Annotated in this window: 16 protein-coding genes; 6 read left to right on the forward strand and 10 right to left on the reverse strand. The window is 45.0% G+C overall.

The window, feature by feature from the left end; genetic code table 11:
• Positions 1-4 precede the first annotated feature (4 nt).
• The 6 genes from hisD to ACT3CD_RS02300 all read left to right on the forward strand — a co-directional run bounded on the left by hisD (position 5) and on the right by ACT3CD_RS02300 (position 7,283).
• Positions 5-1,288 (forward strand): histidinol dehydrogenase, encoded by a 1,284-nt coding sequence (gene hisD, locus ACT3CD_RS02275; RefSeq protein ID WP_444642535.1) that lies wholly within the window; start codon positions 5-7, stop codon positions 1,286-1,288.
• A 196-nt stretch (positions 1,289-1,484) separates the two neighbouring features.
• Positions 1,485-2,522 (forward strand): histidinol-phosphate transaminase, encoded by a 1,038-nt coding sequence (gene hisC / locus ACT3CD_RS02280; protein WP_444642537.1) that lies wholly within the window; start codon positions 1,485-1,487, stop codon positions 2,520-2,522.
• A 30-nt stretch (positions 2,523-2,552) separates the two neighbouring features.
• The gene (locus ACT3CD_RS02285) at positions 2,553-3,509 is read left to right on the forward strand and encodes an alpha/beta hydrolase (RefSeq protein WP_444642539.1); all 957 of its coding nucleotides are present in this window, start codon (positions 2,553-2,555) and stop codon (positions 3,507-3,509) included.
• Positions 3,510-3,611: 102 nt separating this feature from the next.
• On the forward strand, positions 3,612-4,742 hold the full coding sequence (hisB, locus tag ACT3CD_RS02290) for a bifunctional histidinol-phosphatase/imidazoleglycerol-phosphate dehydratase HisB (protein WP_444642541.1): 1,131 nt from the start codon (positions 3,612-3,614) through the stop codon (positions 4,740-4,742).
• 350 nt (positions 4,743-5,092) lie between these two features.
• Entirely contained in the window at positions 5,093-5,887 is a 795-nt protein-coding gene (locus ACT3CD_RS02295; protein ID WP_444642543.1) for an SDR family NAD(P)-dependent oxidoreductase, read from the forward strand.
• Positions 5,888-6,221: 334 nt separating this feature from the next.
• Positions 6,222-7,283 carry a VOC family protein gene (locus tag ACT3CD_RS02300; RefSeq protein ID WP_444642545.1) on the forward strand — a complete coding sequence of 354 codons (1,062 nt, stop codon included), beginning with the start codon at positions 6,222-6,224 and terminating at the stop codon, positions 7,281-7,283.
• 207 nt (positions 7,284-7,490) lie between these two features.
• On the opposite strand, the gene ACT3CD_RS02305 is transcribed toward ACT3CD_RS02300, so the two are convergent.
• From ACT3CD_RS02305 to ACT3CD_RS02350, 10 genes are all read right to left on the reverse strand, one after another.
• The gene (locus tag ACT3CD_RS02305) at positions 7,491-8,831 is read right to left on the reverse strand and encodes a citrate synthase (protein WP_444642546.1); all 1,341 of its coding nucleotides are present in this window, start codon (positions 8,829-8,831) and stop codon (positions 7,491-7,493) included.
• An 11-nt stretch (positions 8,832-8,842) separates the two neighbouring features.
• Positions 8,843-10,174 (reverse strand): argininosuccinate lyase, encoded by a 1,332-nt coding sequence (gene argH, locus ACT3CD_RS02310; RefSeq protein WP_444642548.1) that lies wholly within the window; start codon positions 10,172-10,174, stop codon positions 8,843-8,845.
• Positions 10,175-10,597: 423 nt separating this feature from the next.
• Positions 10,598-11,686: a M20 family metallo-hydrolase gene (locus ACT3CD_RS02315; protein WP_444642774.1), complete on the reverse strand. Its 1,089-nt coding sequence runs from the start codon at positions 11,684-11,686 to the stop codon at positions 10,598-10,600.
• Positions 11,687-11,777: 91 nt separating this feature from the next.
• Positions 11,778-12,557: an acetylglutamate kinase gene (gene argB / locus ACT3CD_RS02320; RefSeq protein ID WP_444642550.1), complete on the reverse strand. Its 780-nt coding sequence runs from the start codon at positions 12,555-12,557 to the stop codon at positions 11,778-11,780.
• A 53-nt stretch (positions 12,558-12,610) separates the two neighbouring features.
• Entirely contained in the window at positions 12,611-13,573 is a 963-nt protein-coding gene (locus tag ACT3CD_RS02325; RefSeq protein WP_444642551.1) for an N-acetylornithine carbamoyltransferase, read from the reverse strand.
• Between the two features lie 227 nt (positions 13,574-13,800).
• Complete coding sequence (locus ACT3CD_RS02330; protein WP_444642553.1) at positions 13,801-15,048, reverse strand: glutamate-5-semialdehyde dehydrogenase; 1,248 nt, start codon at positions 15,046-15,048, stop codon at positions 13,801-13,803.
• Between the two features lie 83 nt (positions 15,049-15,131).
• Positions 15,132-16,208: a glutamate 5-kinase gene (proB, locus tag ACT3CD_RS02335; RefSeq protein ID WP_444642555.1), complete on the reverse strand. Its 1,077-nt coding sequence runs from the start codon at positions 16,206-16,208 to the stop codon at positions 15,132-15,134.
• Positions 16,209-16,228: 20 nt separating this feature from the next.
• Complete coding sequence (gene proC / locus ACT3CD_RS02340; protein WP_444642557.1) at positions 16,229-17,026, reverse strand: pyrroline-5-carboxylate reductase; 798 nt, start codon at positions 17,024-17,026, stop codon at positions 16,229-16,231.
• A 14-nt stretch (positions 17,027-17,040) separates the two neighbouring features.
• Positions 17,041-17,631 carry an NUMOD4 domain-containing protein gene (locus ACT3CD_RS02345; protein WP_444642559.1) on the reverse strand — a complete coding sequence of 197 codons (591 nt, stop codon included), beginning with the start codon at positions 17,629-17,631 and terminating at the stop codon, positions 17,041-17,043.
• A 32-nt stretch (positions 17,632-17,663) separates the two neighbouring features.
• Positions 17,664-18,788: an aspartate aminotransferase family protein gene (locus ACT3CD_RS02350; protein WP_444642561.1), complete on the reverse strand. Its 1,125-nt coding sequence runs from the start codon at positions 18,786-18,788 to the stop codon at positions 17,664-17,666.
• Positions 18,789-18,795: the final 7 nt, after the last annotated feature.

The raw sequence follows: 18,795 nt of genomic DNA on the forward strand, positions 1-18,795 counted from the left end.
AGTTATGCAGCGTTATATCTATCCACCGGTTAGCGAGTGGCCGTCGTTATTGCAGCGACCCAAAATGGATGTGTCGGAACTTTTTGAATCGGTACGGACTGTTTTAAATGATGTGAAAACAGAAGGCGATGTGGCTTTGCATCGTTATTCCGAGAAGTTTGACGGATTTACCGGACCCGGTTTTAAAGTAACAGCGGCCGAAACAGAGAGTGCGGCCGCGTTGTTGTCGCCCGAATTAAAAGCGGCCATCAAACAGGCGGCGGCCAACATTCTGAAGTTTCATAGCGCGCAGCAACTAAAGGTCGAAAAAGTAGAGACACAGCCCGGTGTTATTTGCTGGCAGAAAAGTGTGGGGATCGAAAAGGTCGGGTTGTATATTCCGGGTGGCACAGCGCCGTTGTTTTCAACCGTGCTTATGCTGGCTATTCCTGCGTCCATTGCCGGCTGTCAGGAAATAGTGCTTTGTACGCCGCCCGATAAGACGGGGGCCATCCACCCGGCTATTTTGTTTGCCGCTTCGGTGGCAGGGGTGAAAACAATCTACAAATTGGGCGGCATACAGGCCATTGGTGCAATGGCCTATGGTACCCAAAGCATTCCCAAAGTATATAAGATTTTTGGCCCCGGGAACCGATATGTAACAGCTGCCAAACAGCTGGTGAGTCTGGCCGACGTTGCTATTGATATGCCGGCGGGACCTTCGGAGGTATTGGTGATGGCCGACGATAGTGCCAGGCCTGCTTTTGTGGCTGCCGATCTGCTCAGTCAGGCTGAGCATGGGGCCGACAGCCAGGTGATTTTGTTAACCACAAGCCAGTCGCTACTGGATGAAACGCTTGCCGAGGTAGAGAAACAGGTGGCTTTGCTGCCACGTGAAGATGGCACCCGGAAGGCATTGACCGAAAGTCGTGCCATTTTGCTGCATTCGGTGGATGAAATGATTCGTATGAGTAATGCGTATGCACCTGAACATTTAATTTTATCCGTTGATGAGCCCGAAACGGTGGTTGATAAAATTGTGAATGCCGGTTCTGTTTTTATGGGGCATTTTACGCCCGAAAGTGCGGGCGACTATGCGTCCGGAACCAACCATACCCTGCCAACCCATGGGCACGCGCGTGCCTATTCAGGTGTTAATCTCGATAGTTTTATCCGCAAGATTACCTTTCAGAAAATCAGTGAGTCGGGATTGCGGGAGTTGGGGCCTGTGATTGAACAAATGGCCGGCGCCGAGAAGTTACAGGCGCATAAAAATGCCGTTACAATAAGGTTAAATAGTTTAAAGTAGATGTTTTTATGAAACGAGCATGAGGGTACCTCTCACTCAGGTGAATGATTATTCCGGCGAGTTCCATGTGGCAACTGAAAGACAAATTATAATCATATGAAACGAACATGAATTTTAGCATTCTAAAATACACACAGTAGAATGATTAAAATTCATCGAGAGTTCCATATGACCATTGAAAGATAAATTTAAACATATGAAATCTTTAAAAGAATTATTGCGCCCCAATATATTAAAGTTACAACCATACTCATCGGCACGTGATGAATACACCGGCGACGAAGGCGTTTTTCTTGATGCCAATGAGAATCCTTTTAACGCGCCTTATAATCGCTATCCCGATCCTTATCAGCGCAAGCTGAAACAACTTGTTGCGGAAATAAAAGGGGTGCCTTCCGATCATATCTTTTTGGGGAATGGCTCCGACGAAGCCATCGATTTAATATATCGTGCTTTTTGTGAGCCGGGACGCGATAATGTGGTGTCCATCGATCCTACCTATGGCATGTATCAGGTGGCAGCCGAAGTGAATAATGTGGCCGTGAAAAAAGTGCTTCTTACCACTGATTTTCAGCTCGACACCGCCGCATTGTTACAGGCGGTGGATGACAATACCAAATTGATGTGGATTTGTTCGCCCAACAATCCGACCGGCAACTGTTTCCAAACGGATGAGATTGTGAAACTGATCACTTCTTTTGAGGGTGTTGTTGTGCTGGATGAGGCCTATATCGATTTCGCACCGGGCAAAAGTCTGTTGTCTCAGCTGTCGCGTTATCCGAATTTAATCATCCTTCAAACATTTTCAAAAGCCTGGGGAATGGCCGGTATTCGTCTGGGGATGGCTTTTGCTCAGCCGGAAATTATTCAGGTTTTAAGTCGAATAAAATATCCCTATAACCTGAATATTTTGTCGCAACAGAAGGCCCTTGAACTGCTATCGAAAAATGGGCCTCGTTTCAATGAATGGGTGAAATTGTTGGTTGATGAACGGGCGCTTTTGGTTAAACAGTTAAATCAGTTGCCTTTTGTACTGAAAGTTTATCCATCGGATGCCAATTTTGTTCTCATTCAAACAACCGATGCCACAAAGATTTATCAATTTCTTATTGCACAAAAAATTATTGTTCGCAATCGTTCTTCGGTTTCCCTGTGTGCGGGATGTCTTCGTATTACTGTTGGTACGCCCGGGGAAAATGTCGGGTTGATAAAAGCTTTAAAAAAATATCAGTAATTATAACGTAATGGTTAAAATGAACTAATTATGAAAAGAATAAGTAATAGAAGCGGGAGTAACGAAAGAAATAACGTTTCCTTGCTGACATTAAGTATCATTATTTTGGGTATGCTAATGAGTGCAACAGTTTATAGTCAAACAGCCATCAATCTTTGGGATGGAACGGCTCCTTTTAATAAAAAAGGCATTCAGGTTCAGGAAATTAATAAGAACGCCCGTATTTCGAGAGTTACGGTTCCGCAGTTGTTTCATTACGCTTCGCAGGTAAAGAGTGCTGCGCAGAAACCGGCTATTGTCATTTTTCCCGGTGGCGGTTACGTTCGTGAGGCGTTTGATCATGAAGGTACAAAGGTGGCAGAATGGTTTTCGGCTCTGGGCTTTGATGCTTTTGTGGTAAAATATCGTTTACCCGATGACGATCTGTTTGACAATTCCTGCTATGTGCCGTTGATGGATGCCCAGCAGGCTGTTTATTGGGTGCGCAAACATGCCGCTCAGTATGGCATAGATCCTCATAATATTGGTGTGATCGGATTCTCAGCAGGGGGACATTTGGCCGCTTCGGCTTCAACACTGTTTGGTGACCCTGTCAATGAAGCCCTCACGACGGAGGATGTTCGTCCCGATTTTTCATTGCTCATTTATCCTGTTATCAGTATGTCTGATGCCTATACTCATGCCGGTAGTAAACGCAATTTAATAGGGGATAATCCCACAGATGAGTTAACCAATCATTTTTCGCTCGAAAATCAGGTGACCGAAACAACGCCTAAAACATTTATGATTCATGCCTTTGATGATGGTTCAGTGCCAGTGGCGAATACCGAGATGTATGCGACAAATCTGGCCGGTAAAGGTGTGGATGTGACAAAAATTATTATTCCCAGAGGCGGTCATGGTTTTGGCTTTCGCACAACAGGTGCTGCTGCTTATTGGACAGGGTATCTTGAAACCTGGTTGCGGGCAAATGTTCTGGGGAAGTAGCAGTTTCTTTTTTTTTTTTGACAGATGAAGTGATCATATCTGATGCCCGCCCCACTGGCTGTTTTAGATGAACGTTTCATCCTTTTTACGAACAAATTATTTATGAAGAAAAAAGTTCTTTTCATCGATCGCGATGGAACAATTATAATGGAACCACCTGTGGATTATCAGGTGGATAGCCTTGAAAAACTCGAGTTCTATCCCAAAGTAATACGTAATTTGTTTCTGATAGCTTCCAAACTCAGTTTTGAGCTGGTAATGGTTACAAATCAGGATGGTCTTGGTACATCATCTTTTCCGGAAGAAACATTCTGGCCGGCGCATAACAAAATGATGAAAACATTGGCCGGAGAAGGCATTCATTTTTCAAAGGTGCACATCGACCGGTCGTTTCCGGAGGATAATGCGCCCACCCGAAAACCACGTACCGGCATGCTGACCGAATATTTAAGCGACGAGTACGATATGGATGCGTCGTTTGTCATTGGTGACCGGTCCACGGATATAGAAATGGCTAAGAACCTGGGATGTCGTGGCATATATATAAACAATAGTAGTGACGCGGCTGACGGGCTGGAGAAAGCGGGACTGGCGGCTCATTGTGCTTTTATTTCGGACGACTGGGATGCTATAACGGCTTTTTTGTTTCGTACCGATCGCACGGCTGTGGTTGACCGCAATACTGCGGAGACGTCCATCCACATTGAACTGGATCTGGACGGCACAGGCAAATGTGACATCGCTACGGGACTTCATTTTTTTGATCACATGCTGGAGCAGATTGGCCGTCATTCCGGTGTCAATTTAACCATTCATGTCGATGGCGACTTACAGGTGGATGAGCATCATACCATCGAAGATACCGGTCTGGCGCTTGGAGAAGCTTTTAAGAAGGCGCTGGGCGATAAAAGAGGTATTGACCGTTATGGCTTTTGTCTGCCAATGGATGACGTGCTGGCACAGGTGGCCATCGATTTTGGCGGCCGCCCCTGGTTGGTATGGGAGGCCGATTTTAAACGCGAAAAAGTAGGTGATATGCCCACGGAGATGTTTGTCCATTTTTTTAAAAGCTTCTCCGATGCTTCATTGAGTAATATTAATATTAAGGCCGAAGGCTTTAATGAGCATCACAAGATTGAAGGTATTTTTAAGGCTTTGGCAAAGGCGATTAAAGCCGCCATTCGAAAAGATCCATTCAGTAATCAATTACCAAGTACCAAAGGGGTATTATAGAGGTGCCTCTTTGTTGCCGGATGATGACTTTGTGTGCTCTTAATTTCAGAGTGCGTCAACCGGGAAATACCATTTTTTCGTTACGTTTACTTTTAAAGCAGTCATTAGTGCCTGTCCATAAACTAAATGGTTGAAATATAAAGTTCAAATTCAAGGCTTTCGAAGTCTTAAAAATAATTTTTTTATTTGCCTCAACTGTTTTTTAAGCAATAGATAGGGGCGATACGCATTAAGTTGAAAAATATTTGCTGACAAAAAGTTAGGGCTTCGTTATTATTCTGTTGCTCAATTGTGAAAGAAACGGGTGATTCGTTACTTTTGTCGATATTATATTTCTGAAAAATTATTGAATGGATTTTCATCATAAAACTTTATGGATTACCGGTGCGGCATCGGGAATGGGTAAGTCTGTATCTCTGGCTTTGGCGCATTATAATACAACACTTGTGTTAAGCGACCGCGATGCCGAAGGGTTGGCAGTAACGGCGCGCGAGGCCGAAAAGGCCGGGGCCCGTGTTCGTGTTGAGGTGCTCGATATGAGCGACTCAGACGCAATTTTTAGTACCGCCCAACGGGTGATTGATGACGGGGTGATTGTGAATGGTTTGTACCATTTTGCAGGCATAAGTCAGCGTTCGTTGGTGACAGAAACGCCTTTGGAAAATGATCGTAAGATCATGGAAATAAATTTCTTTGGCGTGGTGGCTCTCACAAAAGCTTTACTTCCGGTTATGATTACCAATGGCGGCGGGCAGTTGATGGCAACATCCAGTTTGGTTGGGAAGTTTGGTTTTCCATACCGTTCTGCCTATTCTGCGTCGAAGCATGCTTTGCATGGCTTTTTTGAATCTATACTGGCTGAAAATTACGATAAGAATATAAGAGTTAGTTTATTGATAGGCGGCCGTATTCATACTAATATCTCAAAGTTTGCTCTGAATAAGGAGGGGCATGAATATGGGAAAATGGATCCCGGACAGGCTGGGGGTATTTCGCCCGAAAAGGCGGCGCGTCAAATTATTAAAGGATTGACCCGTGAGCGGTTGGAGATACCTGTGGGGGGCAAGGAATTGCTTATTCTGCGTATTAAGCGGTTTTTCCCTTTATGGCATTCAAAATTGGTCCGCAAAATTAGTCCGGTGTAAATGATGGCTCCGGCGTGGGCTTGTAAATAGAGTCTGTCCATAAACTAAGTGTTTGAAATATAAAGATCAAATTCAAGGCTTGCGACGTCATAAAAATCAAGGCGTTTACTTTTCGTAAATGACTGTTTTTATGACAAGCGTAACGCAGAAGTTGACTTTATAGACAAACATTAAATAGTCTCAGTAAGAAAACTTAAATGCTTGATTAAAAATGTTTAAATTCAAGGCCTGCGACATCCGAAATGGGTGAGTTTACTATTGTAAATAAACTTTTTGAGGATAAGAGTAACGCAGAAGTTGGACCTTTTTTGCAAGCACAAAATAATTATTATCTATGACGAAAAGAATTAACGGAATACAGCAACTTGGTGTTGGCGTCACGAATCTGGAGGAAGCTTTTAAGTGGTATCGGACTCATTTTGGGATGGATATTAAGATGTTTGACGATGAGGCTGTTGCCGAATATATGCTTAACCACACCGAAGGAAAGCCGCGTCCGCGTCGGGCTATTCTGGCCCTGAATATGGAAGGTGGCGGCGGTTTTGAAATTTGGTTGCATACGGGCAAGAAGCCTGCGGCGCCTCTGTTTCAGCATCAGCTGGGCGATTTGGGTATTAACATCGGGAAACTGAAAACGGCCGATGTGGAGCGCACTTATCTTAAGTTTCAGGCCGATGGGCTTGATTTATTGACGGCTGTTGAAAACCGTCCGGACGGAACACCTCATTTCTATCTTAAAGATATTTATGGGAATATTTGGGAAGTGGTGTCTCATTCATTTGTGAAATTTCCACAGAATAAAACCACAGGTGGTGTTCTTGGAACCGTTATAGGGGTGAAGCGTATTGAAGATAGCTTAAAGGTTTATCAGGATATTCTGGGCTACGATCAGGTGGTGTATGACGAAACGGCTGTCTTTGATGATTTCAAGGGACTCCCCGGTGGTGAGCAGGAATACAGACGGGTGTTGTTAAAGCATTCAAAAACTTATTCAGGGAGTTTCAGTACTTTGTTGGGGCCTTCGGAAGTGGAATTGGTAGAAGCAAAAGGACGTGCGCCTCGCGATATCTATGAAGGACGTATATGGGGCGATCCGGGTTATATTCATATTTGTTATGATATTAATGGCATGGATGAGCTTCGTGAAGAAGTGAAAGAAAAAGGTTTCCCCTTTACGGTTGACAGTGCCAAAGCCAAAGATTCTTTTGACATGGGTGAAGCCGCCGGTAATTTTGCTTATATACAAGCACCAGAAGGCACTTTGATTGAGTTTGTTGAGACGCACAAAATTCCTTTGCTTAAAAAACTAGGCTGGTATCTGAATTTACGTAAAAGAGGCGAGAAGCCACTGCCCAATTGGATTTTTAGATTATTTGGAATGATGCGGGTTAAATAGAGTCTGTCTATAAAGTCCCAATTTCTGTATGCTTGTTCTCAAAATGGTCATTTACGGGAGTAAACTCACATTTTTCGAGCTGCGCAAGCCTTGAATTTGAACTTTATAGCTCAAACTCCCAACTTTATGGACAGGTACTAAATAGATAGCCGAAACATTATATATTGAAACCAAAAACATCCGGTGGAACCCCACCGGATGTTTTTTTTATCGTTTATTCAGAGTAACGTATTCGCTGCGTTCACCGACGTTTTTGTAGGCCGGTCGAATAATACGTGCCGACGAAGTCACCTCTTCGATGCGGTGAGCCGTCCAGCCTGCAACCCTTGCCATTGCAAAAATTGGCGTGTACAATTCTTCGGGCAGACCAATGCATTGATATACAAATCCTGAGTAGAAGTCGACGTTGGCGCATACGATTTTTGCCTGTGGCCCTTTAAATTCATAGAAGGTTTCAGGCGCCAAACGTTCAATGAGTTCGTAAAGATTGTATTCCGCTTCGAGGCCTTTTTCTTTGGCCAGCAAGCGAGCCTTTTCTTTAAGTAACACGCATCGTGGGTCGGAAAGGGTGTAGATGGCATGTCCTATACCGTATATTTTCCCTGTCTTATCAAATGCGTCTTTCTTAAGCAACTTTAAAAGATAGGCTTTTACCTCTTTTTCATCCGTCCAGTGTTTAACATTTTCTTTGATGTTGGTCATCATGTTAATTACCTTGATGTTGGCGCCACCATGTAAACCGCCTTTCAGGGAGCCCAAAGCCGCCGCAATGGCTGAGTAGGTATCGGTTTGTGCTGAGCTGACCACGCGGGTGGTGAACGATGAGTTATTACCACCACCATGTTCGGCGTGAAGTACGAGCGCCAGATCCAGCAGGTCGGCTTCCAGCTTCAGGTATTTTTCACCTTTCAGCATGTAAAGAAAGTTCTCTGCCAGACTCAGATCCGGATTTGGATGACGTATAACCAACGATTTGCGTTGGAAAGAGTGACGCATTCCAAAATAGGCGTAGGCTACAATGACCGGGAAACGAGCTATCAGACTGATTGATTGTTTGATGAGGTTTTCGGGTGAGTAGTTCTCAGCATCATCATCGTCGGTATACAATCCCAGGACTGTACGGGCCAGCATATTCATGATGCATCGTCCGCGCAATGAAAGAATGAGATTTTTTGACAGTGAAAACGGCAATTCCTGTTCCAGTTTGATGATGTCGGTGAATTCTTTTAATTCCTGCGTCGTTGGCAGTTTGCCCGAGAGTAACAGGAAGGCAGTCTCTTCGAATCCATGACGACCGTCGGATTGGAAGCCGTGGGTGAGTTGTGTAATTTCATAGCCGCGGTAATATAATTCACCATGCGCGGGTTTTATGTTGCCATCTGCGTCCTTGGTGTATCCCACAACGTCACCGATGTTGGTCAGGCCGACCAGGACCCCCGAAAAGTCAGCATTTCGCAGGCCTCTCTTTACATTGTACTTGTTGTAAAGCTCTTTGTCAATCTCGCAAGATTGAACAGCGGCTTTGGCTAAGTTTTCCAGTAATGCCATTGTTGTATTATTTAAGTTATTAATTTTCCAATTGCTGAGGTCACCTCGTCGAAAGTAAACTGTGCGACAATGGCCTCCATCTTTTGTTTTATTTGCGAATTACATAAATTACCGATGCTTCCTTCATGGGTGTGATGAATGCTGTCGGGTACTGTAAACTGATCGTTTTCGATCTCAATGCCCACTTGTTTATAGGCTTCTCTGAATGGCACACCCTGAAGGACCCGTTTGTTGACTTCTTCAACGCTGAAGGCATATTTATACAACGGATTCTTCATCAGATCTGTTTTGATGGTCATGTTGTCAACGGCAAAAGTCGTAATCTCCAGACAACTCATCAGTTCATCAAAAGCCGGGATGAAAATTTCTTTTATAATTTGTAAATCTCTGAAGTAACCCGACGGCAGGTTGCCGGTAATAAGGGTTATCTGGTTGGGCAGCGCTTGCAGTTTGTTGCATTTGGCCCGGATGAGTTCAAAAACGTCGGGATTCTTTTTGTGTGGCATGATGCTCGACCCGGTGGTCATCTCAGCCGGTAACCCTATGAAACCGAAGTTTTGACTCATAAACAGGCAGGCATCCATGGCCAGCTTGCCGATGGTCGATGCTACCGATGCCATGGCCATGGCCATGCTGCGTTCCATTTTGCCGCGTCCCATCTGGGCATAGACCACATTATAACTCATATCGTCAAAGCCCAACAGCTTTGTGGTTAAGGTTCGGTCAAGCGGGAATGAGCTTCCATACCCTGCGGCAGCTCCCAGCGGATTTTGGTTGACAATGCGCCAGGCTGAAAGTAAAAAGTGCATGTCGTCCGACAGACTTTCGGCATAAGCGCCAAACCATAAGCCAAACGATGAGGGCATTGCAACCTGCAGATGGGTGTAGCCCGGCATGAGGTCGTTTTTATGTGCCTCACTTTTTTCCTGCAGCGCATTAAAAAGTGTCATTATGGCTTCGGTGAGTGTGCTGATGCGATGCCGGGTATACAGCTTTAAATCGAGTAACACCTGGTCGTTACGTGACCGGCCGCTGTGTACCTTTTTGCCCGTGTCGCCCAGGGCGCGCGTCAGCATCAGCTCTACCTGCGAGTGCACATCTTCAATTCCTTCTTCGATGGTGAAATTTCCACTGAGCGTTTCTTTGTAGAGTTTTTTAAGCTCAGGCAGTAACAGGGCCAGATCGCCTGACGGCAGCAAGCCTATCTTCGAGAGCATGGTTATGTGCGCCATGGTGCCTATGATGTCAAATGGTGCCAGTTCTACATCCAACTCCCGGTCTTTACCTATGGTAAAATCTTCAATTTTTTTGTCGACAGGTGTTCCTTTGTCCCAGAGCTTCATAAGTGATAATTTTGTTTTTAGGTCTTGTACGACTCGTTATTTATTTAATACAAGGCCTACTGTTCAGGCCCGAAAAACAGAACGAAAAAATGATGTTATCAATCTGTTTCTTTATTTATAGTTTGGCTGTAAAGCCCAATTTGTGCGTTACCCTTGCTCTCAAAATTATAATTTACAGCAGTAAATTCATATTTATAGAGCTGCGGAAGACTTGAATCTGAATTTCCCAGTTTAAACTTCTGCCTTTTTGGACAGAAATAGGTTAGGTTGTTCTATTTGTGCTTACATTTTTATTGAAAATGATTGGCTTTGATTTCTGAATGATGTAAAATCTTACCATCAAATTACATATTATTGCAAATATAACCATATAGCACTGGCTTTGTGTTAAATTAAAGAAAAATATCTTTAATCTTTGAGGATTTAATGCTGTAACGTTTGGTTTGAATTATCGCTGACGTCGAGTTGATCAAGCAAGTTGATGTATCTTTCTGCTCCCTGCTTTATTTCGTCTATCAGTATATATTCGTTGGCCGTATGCGATCGGGCCGAATCACCGGGGCCCATTTTGATCGTTGGGAAGTTCATTAATGCCTGATCCGATAATGTGGGTGAACCAAACGTCTTTATATGTAATCTTTGTCCTTTTTGTACTATCGGATGGTTTGTCGGGATGCTTGATGAATTTAGACGGAACGAGCGTGGTTTTAATTCACAGCTCACTTCTTTTGTAAGAATTTCAAATATCTCCTGGTTGGAATAGCATTCGTTGACTCTGATGTCGATCATAAAAGAGCACCGGTCCGGTACAACATTGTGTTGTGTGCCTGCATTGATCCCTGTTACGGTCATTTTTACCGGGCCCAGAAAGTCTGACGTTTTTTGAAACTGATAGTTTTTGAGGTGATCAATAACAGGCAAGGCCTCATAAATAGCGTTAATACCTTCGTTACGGGCGGCATGTCCGGCGGTTCCTTTCACCACTGCGTCAATAACCATTAATCCTTTTTCGGCCACGGCCATTTGCATTTGTGTTGGTTCACCCACAATGCCCAGATTTATGGGCCCCAGATGGGGAAGTAACAGGGCGATTCCATTTTTCCCCGAGACTTCTTCTTCGGCTGTGGCGGCATAGATCAGGTTGTAGGGCTGTTGCTTTTGCGACAGATATCTGAAAGCGGCCAGCAGTGTGACGAGAGGGCCGCCGGCGTCATTACTGCCCAGACCGGTCAGTTTCCCGTTTTCATCAATGGGGGTGAATGGATCCGTCAGCCATCCGGCTGCCGGTTTTACGGTGTCGATGTGCGAATTTAGTAAAAGGGTGGGCCGGTTCATGTCATAGCCTTCAGCAATCACCCATATGTTGTTTTGTTTTCGTTGGGGGCGTAGATTCATGCGCCGCAGCGTTTGCTCCATAACGTCGGCTGCTGACTGTTCCTCGCGGCTTAAAGAGGGCGTGGCAATCAGTTGTTTCAGTAACAGAATGGAGTCGTGAATGAGGCTGTTTATCATGGTTTTCAACGCAAATAATTATAATATAACACCCTTAATTTTCCCGATATAAATTTTAAAAATATCGGATTGTCTCTGGGATGTGTGATGTTTATTTTAACCGCAGAATGGTTCCCTTGTTGTTGGGGTCGGACAGGCCGCTGATATTAGTGATTCGAATCTGGTAAACCCCTTTTTGCAGGGCGTCAAATCCGTTGTCCAATTTTGGGATCATTCCTTCGACCACTATTTTTTTATCTTTTAATTTTTGATATTCCTTGGGCGTGATTAACGGAATTACAGCATTTTCATCCTGTGTGTCAGATAAAACACCTTTTTTTTCGAAGCAAAAGACCAGGGTGACCTTGTACGAATCAGCCATTGCTGCTGCAACGGACGAGGCGATGGTATCGGCATTGGTGTTGAGCAGGTTGCCTTGCCCATCGTGGGTGAGAGGTGCAATGACGGGGATTGTGTCATCGTTCAGCAGCTTGCTCAGTGCCGCACTGTTCACGACTTCTATGTCGCCCACAAAGCCATAATCGATGGGGCTGTTGCTTCTTTTCTTACTGCGGATGATGTTCATGTCGGCACCGGTCATGCCAATGGCATTTTGAGCATGCGACTGCAGGCCGGCTACAATATTTTTATTGACCAGACCGCCATAAACCATGGTTACCACTTCGAGCATGGCAGTATCGGTAATTCGTCGTCCTTCCACCATTTTAGTTTCTATGCCCAGTCGCGTGGCCATGGCCGTTGCCGAGCGTCCGCCGCCATGAACCAGTATTTTAGGGGATGGCAGTGCCGCGAAATCTTTTAACAGCTGCTGAAGGCTATCTGATTCTTCAACGACTTTGCCACCTACTTTTACGATGGTTAATTCCTGCATAATGCTTTTGTTTAGTTGTGAGTAAGAGTATGCATCCTCCGTTAAATTCTTTTTTATTCTTTCTCTTCGGCAATGGTTTGTAACATGCGTTTGAGTACAGTTTGGGCCGATACTACACGGTTGCCGGCTTCCTGTATCACAATTGAGTCGGGACTGTCAATCACCGCATCGGTCACAATCATATTGCGACGTACCGGCAGGCAATGCATGAATTTGGCCTGGTTGGTGAGAGACATCTTTTTTTCGTCGACCGTCCAGCTGCGATCCTGTGATAATACTTCTCCATATTGGGTGTAGCTGGCCCAGTTTTTTGCATAGATAAAATCGGCCCCCTGGAATGCTTTGTTTTGGTCGGGTTCGTAAGCGACGCCTTCCATGAATTCGGGTGCCAGATCGTAACCTTTGGGGTGTGTCACCACAAAATCGACATCCGCGACTTTCATCCATTCAACAAAAGAGTTGGGAACGGCCTGTGGCAGTGCGCGGGGATGCGGCGCCCAGGTTAGAACAACTTTGGGGCGTTCAACCGTTTTGTACTCTTCAATGGTTATCAGGTCGGCAAAAGCCTGTAGCGGATGACGCGTGGACGATTCAAGGCTGATGACCGGACGGCCTGAATATTCAATGAACTGAGTGAGTATTTTTTCGCTGTAATCGTCGTTTTTATTCTCAAATTTGGCGAATGAACGTACCCCTATTATGTCGCAGTATTGACCCATCACGGGAATGGCTTCGCGTAAATGTTCGGCTTTATCGCCATCCATAACCACGCCAAACTCGGTCTCCAGCTTCCAGCCATCTTTGTTAACATCGAGAACAATTACGTTCATTCCCAGGTTCATGGCTGCTTTTTGTGAGCTGAGGCGGGTCCGTAAACTTGAGTTGAAAAAGATGAGCAGTAGCGTTTTGTCTTTTCCCAATGTTTGATCGGCAAAAGGGTTGTCTTTAACTGTACGGGCATCTTCAAGTGCTTTATGTAAGTTGCCTATGTCTTCCGGTTTCAAAAATCTTTTCATGGTGGCTGTTTTTTTAGAGCGGAGAGGCATGCATGGTGCGTGGCTCTTTTTACTCTTGTTTTTTATCGTCTGTTTTTTGTTTCTGAATCATATAAATAGAGTCTGTCCATAAACTTAAGTGTTTGAAATATAAAGTTCAAATTCAAGGCGTTTACTTTTCGTAAATGACTGTTTTTATGACAAGCGTAACGCAGAAGTTGACTTTATGGACAGGCACAAAATAGCCCCTAGGGACGTGTTAATCCATCACTTTCGATGATCCATTTGTAGCTTGTTAACTCTTTGAGAGACATGGGGCCGCGGGCGTGTAGCTTTTGCGTACTGATGCCTATTTCGGCGCCCATGCCAAATTGTGCCCCATCGGTGAAAGCGGTTGATGTATTGGCGTAAACAGCTGCGGCATCCACTTCTTTAAAAAAGCGGGCTTTATTGGTTTCACTGGTGGTGATAATGGCTTCGCTGTGCCGGGTGCTGTAAGTGGCAATGTGATTCAGTGCCTCTTCAATATTGTTAACAGTTTTGACGGAAAGCCGGTAAGCCAGATGTTCTTTTCCAAATGAGGCATCGGTGGCTTTGGTCAGCAGCTTTTCGGGATAATGGTTTTGTAATGCGGCAAATGCCGGTTCGTCGGCTTCAATGACAACGTCTTTTTGAATCATTGGAGCCATTAGTTCTGCCAGATCTTGCAGCCTTGAATGGTGGATGATAAGACACTCCAATGCGTTGCAAATACTGACCCGGCGTGTTTTGGCATTAAATATTATTTTTTTGCCTGTTTCGAGGTCTGCTGTTTCATCAAAGTAGGTGTGCACTACGCCGGCTCCGGTTTCTATGACCGGCACTTTGGCATTGTCGCGAACAGAAGTGATCAGTGCTTGTGATCCGCGCGGAATCAGTACATCGATATAACCCACCGCATTCATCAGGTCGCGGGCTGCTGAACGGTCGGGTGGCAGCAATTGCATAACTTCTGTGGATACGTTGAATTTACGCAGACTATTATGTATTAACTCTGTGATGGCACTATTTGAATGCCAGGCATCGGTGCCGCCTTTTAAAACCGCCACGTTGCCGGTTCGGAAACAGAGGGCAAATACATCGAATGTTACATTGGGGCGTGCTTCGTAAATGACGCCAATAACGCCTAATGCGACACGTATTTTCTTAAGGAAGAGTCCGCTTTCGGTTTTATATTGTTCCATCACCTCGTTAATGGGCGATGCCATGGTGGCTACATTGCGAAGGTCGGCAGCAATGGCTTTGATGCGTTCTTCGGTGAGCATGAGCCGGTCGTAACGCGGATCACTTTGTGGCATTTGCGCCAAATCAAGCTGGTTGGCAGCTAAAAGAGGCTGTATGTTAGCTTCGGCCTGGTGGGCCAGTTCTAATAGTACCTTCTGGTTGGTATCGTTATCTACATGAACCATGTTGATAACGGCATCTTTTGCTTTTTTGATCTGGTCTGTTGCACTCATAATTATGTTGGTGTTTATTGCTGTTTTATGTCACTTGTCAGACAGATTGTAATGTTATTTTGGGGTTGTCTGATCATCTGGTATTATGGATACAGAAAGAGGTAATCGTAATGTACCAGTGGCCTGTATTTTTTGTCGGACATGTGCTCTAAAGCCTTTTTACGTTCATATTGAGCTTTTCCAATGCCAATCAATTTTTTATTGGGGTCGATGATGCGTAATAAATCGCCCTTTTGAAATTCCTGCGGCATTTTTGTGACGCCGGCAAGTAACAGACTGTTTGCTTTTTTTGAAAAGAGGGCTTCACGGGCTCCCTCATTAATGTGTACCTCGGCATGGGCAAATCCGGCCGAATAGGCCATCCATTTTTTAACGGCAGGACTTGGCATACCCGGCTTGAACAGGGTGTGAGGCACTTGCTCGGGATGGTTGGTCAGGTTCAGAATAATGTTGTCTCTGGTGCCGTTGGCAATATGAACGGCAATGCCTGAAGCCGCTGTGTTTTTAGCGATTCGTCCTTTGGTGAGCATGCCGCCACGTCCGAAATCGCTTTTTTGAGCGGTGACATAGGCTTCCAGATCAGCTTTCCCGGGATCCAGACATTCAATAAGTTTGGATGACGGATCTTTTGGGTCGCCATTAAAAACACCATCTACATTGCTTAGTATGAAAAGTGCTTCCATATCCATCATGGCAGCGACTAATCCGGCCAGTTCGTCGTTATCGGTAAACATCAGCGCCGTGACCGAAACGGCATCGTTTTCATTGATGATGGGGATGATGTTGTTTTCGAGCAGTACGGTCAGGCAATGTTTTATATTCAGATAATGTTCGCGTGTACTAAAATCCTGTTTAGTCACCAGAATTTGAGCGCATGTCATACCGTGCGATTCAAATAATCCGGAATAGGTAGTCAGCAGTTTTACTTGTCCGACTGATGACAGCAGCTGACGTTCGGCAACCGGGTCTTTTTTTGGAGGCGATGGCACCAGACTCCGGCCCGAAGCAACGGCCCCTGACGATATCAGAATGACTTTGAGCCCCTGCCGGTGCAGTTGCGCTATCTGTTCAGTAATATGCCCCATTCGGGCCACATCCAAATGATTGTCGGAGCGGGTCAAAACATTTGATCCTATTTTTATGGCGACTGATTTATACACTGTCTTATGTCTGTGACGGTTTATTTTTGCATTGATTTCAGGGCTGTCATCATACCTTTAATGATAGATGAACTGAAGCCATGATGTTCCATTTCGTTTAATCCTTTTATGGTAATGCCTCCCGGCGTGGTGACTTTATCTATTTCCGTTTCGGGATGATCTCCTGACGTGAGGATTAGTTCTGCGGCTCCTTTCATGGTTTGCGCAGCCAAATGGATGGCATCGGCGGGTTTAATGCCGGATTCTACGCCGCCCTGGGCCGACGCATGCAGGTAGCGAAGCGCGTAAGCAGTACCACATGAGGCTATTACGGTGACGGCCGGCATGAGGCTCTCAGGTATCATCATTACCTCACCCACTTGCCGGAATAATTCGTTTACCACGGCATTGTCGGTGTCGGAGGCATTTTGTGATGAGATGCAGGTCATTGATTGACCGATGGCTATTGCTGTGTTGGGAATAACTCTGAAAAGCGGATGATTGTTCACTGTTTGCGAAAGATCGCTAAGAGAAATACCTGCTGCCAATGAAACAATGATGGCTTCTTTTTTTAGGGCCGGTTTTATTTGACTTAGGACATCTGTAATTTGCCAGGGTTTAACCGCCAGAATGACGACATCTGCATTATCTGTTGCTTCCGTGTTACTGCTTCCGGTTACAAAGCCTTTGCTGGACAGAGCTTCCAGTTTGTTGGCCGACCTGCGGGTGATGTGAATGGCCGCAGCCTGCAAATAGCCGCTTTTTATCAATCCCAATGCGATGGCGCTGCCTAAATTGCCGGCTCCTATAATGGCTGTTTTTTCTGGTTTGTGTTGCATGATGTCATTTTTTATTACTGCTCGTCGGTTTTTTCAACGGAGACTTTTATGTGACCCCAGTTTTCGCCTTTGCGGATGCGATGAAGCTGCATTTCGCTTATGCCAAATTGCTTGGCAATAATACGAAGTTTGGTCTTTCGTTGGGGGTCGAGTAATTTCTTTTTAAGACGCATCACCTGAGTTGATGTGAGCTTTGGTCCTTGTGAAGGGCAGCGTTCTTTGGCTTTTGCCCTTCCTTCAATTACACTGGGGTTGCCCTGTTGGTGAATAAAGACTTCTTCTTTGCTGGCCCACCTCAGGTTTTTTGCAAAGTTATTGCTTTTATTATAGTCACAGTGTATTACAAAATTTTGTCCTTTACGCGGAGGATTCAGAAAATATTCGGCTACCAGTTTATGTACGTATAATGTTGTTGATTTTCCGTTAGGACGAACCGGTAACGTTTTGTATCCTTTAAGACAACCTCCTTTTACCAGTTTGCCATCCTTCAAGGATTCGCAATAACTCAGAATACGGCCATAATTACTGATGGCGTAGTGTTTTCGGAGAGCGCCGTCGGGAAATCGAATCTCTTTCCACTCTTCGTTCCAGTGAGATTTAATCATTGTGAGCTTTTTTGGGGTTAAGTGTTATTCTTTTAATTTAGTATTTCTTTGAGGCTTTGAATAAATCGGTCGGCCATGGCTTTGGTGAGGGTGAGCGGGGGTAATAATCGAATGATATTGGTTGACGATACACCGGTGAATATTTTTTTCTCTTCAACCAATGTTTTCCGAATGGGTGCCACAGGACCGTCAAATTCGAGACCAATCATTAACCCCTTGCCACGTACTTCCTTGATGTTTGATATTTTTTTTAATTCCTGAATCAAATAAGACCCAACTTCTTTGGCATTGTTAATCAGTTGTTCCTGCTCAATAACTTCCAGTACCGCCAGTGCCGCTGCACAAGCCAGATAGTTGCCGCCAAAGGTTGTGCCCAACATGCCATGAGAGGCTTTGAATTCAGGTGCTATTAATACGCCTCCGATGGGAAAACCATTGGCCATTCCTTTGGCAGTCGTGACGATGTCAGGTTGTATGCCCGATGTTTGGAAAGCAAAGAAGGAGCCTGACCGGCCATAACCCGACTGTATTTCGTCGAGGACTAAGCAGGCCCCGTATTTTTTGCAGAGAGATTTTAATTGTTTCAGAAAATCGTTGTCCGGTAACCGGATGCCTCCAATACCTTGTATCCCTTCGATGATAACGGCACATACATCTTCTTTTTGAAGCTCAGCCTCAACGGCTGCTGCATCGTTTAACGCCACAAACGTTACCTGATGTCCTTTGTTTACGCCCGACTGGATAACCGGATTATCTGTGGCTGCCACGGCCATTGATGTTCGGCCATGAAAAGCTTTGCTGAAGGCTATTACTCTGCTTTTCCCAGTATGAAAAGAGGCCAGCTTAAGGGCATTTTCATTGGCTTCGGCGCCTGAGTTGCACAAAAATAGCCGGTAGTCGGTAAGGCCGCTTATTTGTCCCAGTTTTTCGGCCAGTTGCAACTGCATGGGGTTTTGCACTGAATTGGAGTAGAATCCTATGTTTTCCAACTGTTTTTCAATGCGTTTGATGTAATGCGGATGGCTGTGACCGATGGAGATGACGGCGTGACCACCGTATAAATCCAGATATTCAGTGCCTTGGTCATCCCAAACAGTGCAGTTTTTTGCCTTTACCGGGGTGACGTTCATGAGTGAATAGACTTCAAATAGTTTCATCTTGTTG

Source organism: Geofilum sp. OHC36d9 (assembly GCF_052400685.1).
Taxonomy (GTDB): domain Bacteria; phylum Bacteroidota; class Bacteroidia; order Bacteroidales; family Marinilabiliaceae; genus CAZHHH01.

Excerpts from the sequence above, each read along its gene's own strand:
- hisC (WP_444642537.1), top strand. The coding sequence starts at position 1,485 with ATGAAATCTTTAAAAGAATTATTGCGCCCCAATATATTAAAGTTACAA.
- argB (WP_444642550.1), bottom strand. The coding sequence starts at position 12,557 with ATGCAGGAATTAACCATCGTAAAAGTAGGTGGCAAAGTCGTTGAAGAA.
- ACT3CD_RS02330 (WP_444642553.1), bottom strand. The coding sequence starts at position 15,048 with ATGAGTGCAACAGACCAGATCAAAAAAGCAAAAGATGCCGTTATCAAC.
- ACT3CD_RS02325 (WP_444642551.1), bottom strand. The coding sequence starts at position 13,573 with ATGAAAAGATTTTTGAAACCGGAAGACATAGGCAACTTACATAAAGCA.
- ACT3CD_RS02300 (WP_444642545.1), top strand. The coding sequence starts at position 6,222 with ATGACGAAAAGAATTAACGGAATACAGCAACTTGGTGTTGGCGTCACG.
- ACT3CD_RS02345 (WP_444642559.1), bottom strand. The coding sequence starts at position 17,631 with ATGATTAAATCTCACTGGAACGAAGAGTGGAAAGAGATTCGATTTCCC.
- ACT3CD_RS02305 (WP_444642546.1), bottom strand. The coding sequence starts at position 8,831 with ATGGCATTACTGGAAAACTTAGCCAAAGCCGCTGTTCAATCTTGCGAG.
- argH (WP_444642548.1), bottom strand. The coding sequence starts at position 10,174 with ATGAAGCTCTGGGACAAAGGAACACCTGTCGACAAAAAAATTGAAGAT.
- hisB (WP_444642541.1), top strand. The coding sequence starts at position 3,612 with ATGAAGAAAAAAGTTCTTTTCATCGATCGCGATGGAACAATTATAATG.
- ACT3CD_RS02285 (WP_444642539.1), top strand. The coding sequence starts at position 2,553 with ATGAAAAGAATAAGTAATAGAAGCGGGAGTAACGAAAGAAATAACGTT.
- proC (WP_444642557.1), bottom strand. The coding sequence starts at position 17,026 with ATGCAACACAAACCAGAAAAAACAGCCATTATAGGAGCCGGCAATTTA.
- ACT3CD_RS02295 (WP_444642543.1), top strand. The coding sequence starts at position 5,093 with ATGGATTTTCATCATAAAACTTTATGGATTACCGGTGCGGCATCGGGA.
- ACT3CD_RS02315 (WP_444642774.1), bottom strand. The coding sequence starts at position 11,686 with ATGATAAACAGCCTCATTCACGACTCCATTCTGTTACTGAAACAACTG.
- ACT3CD_RS02350 (WP_444642561.1), bottom strand. The coding sequence starts at position 18,788 with ATGAAACTATTTGAAGTCTATTCACTCATGAACGTCACCCCGGTAAAG.
- hisD (WP_444642535.1), top strand. The coding sequence starts at position 5 with ATGCAGCGTTATATCTATCCACCGGTTAGCGAGTGGCCGTCGTTATTG.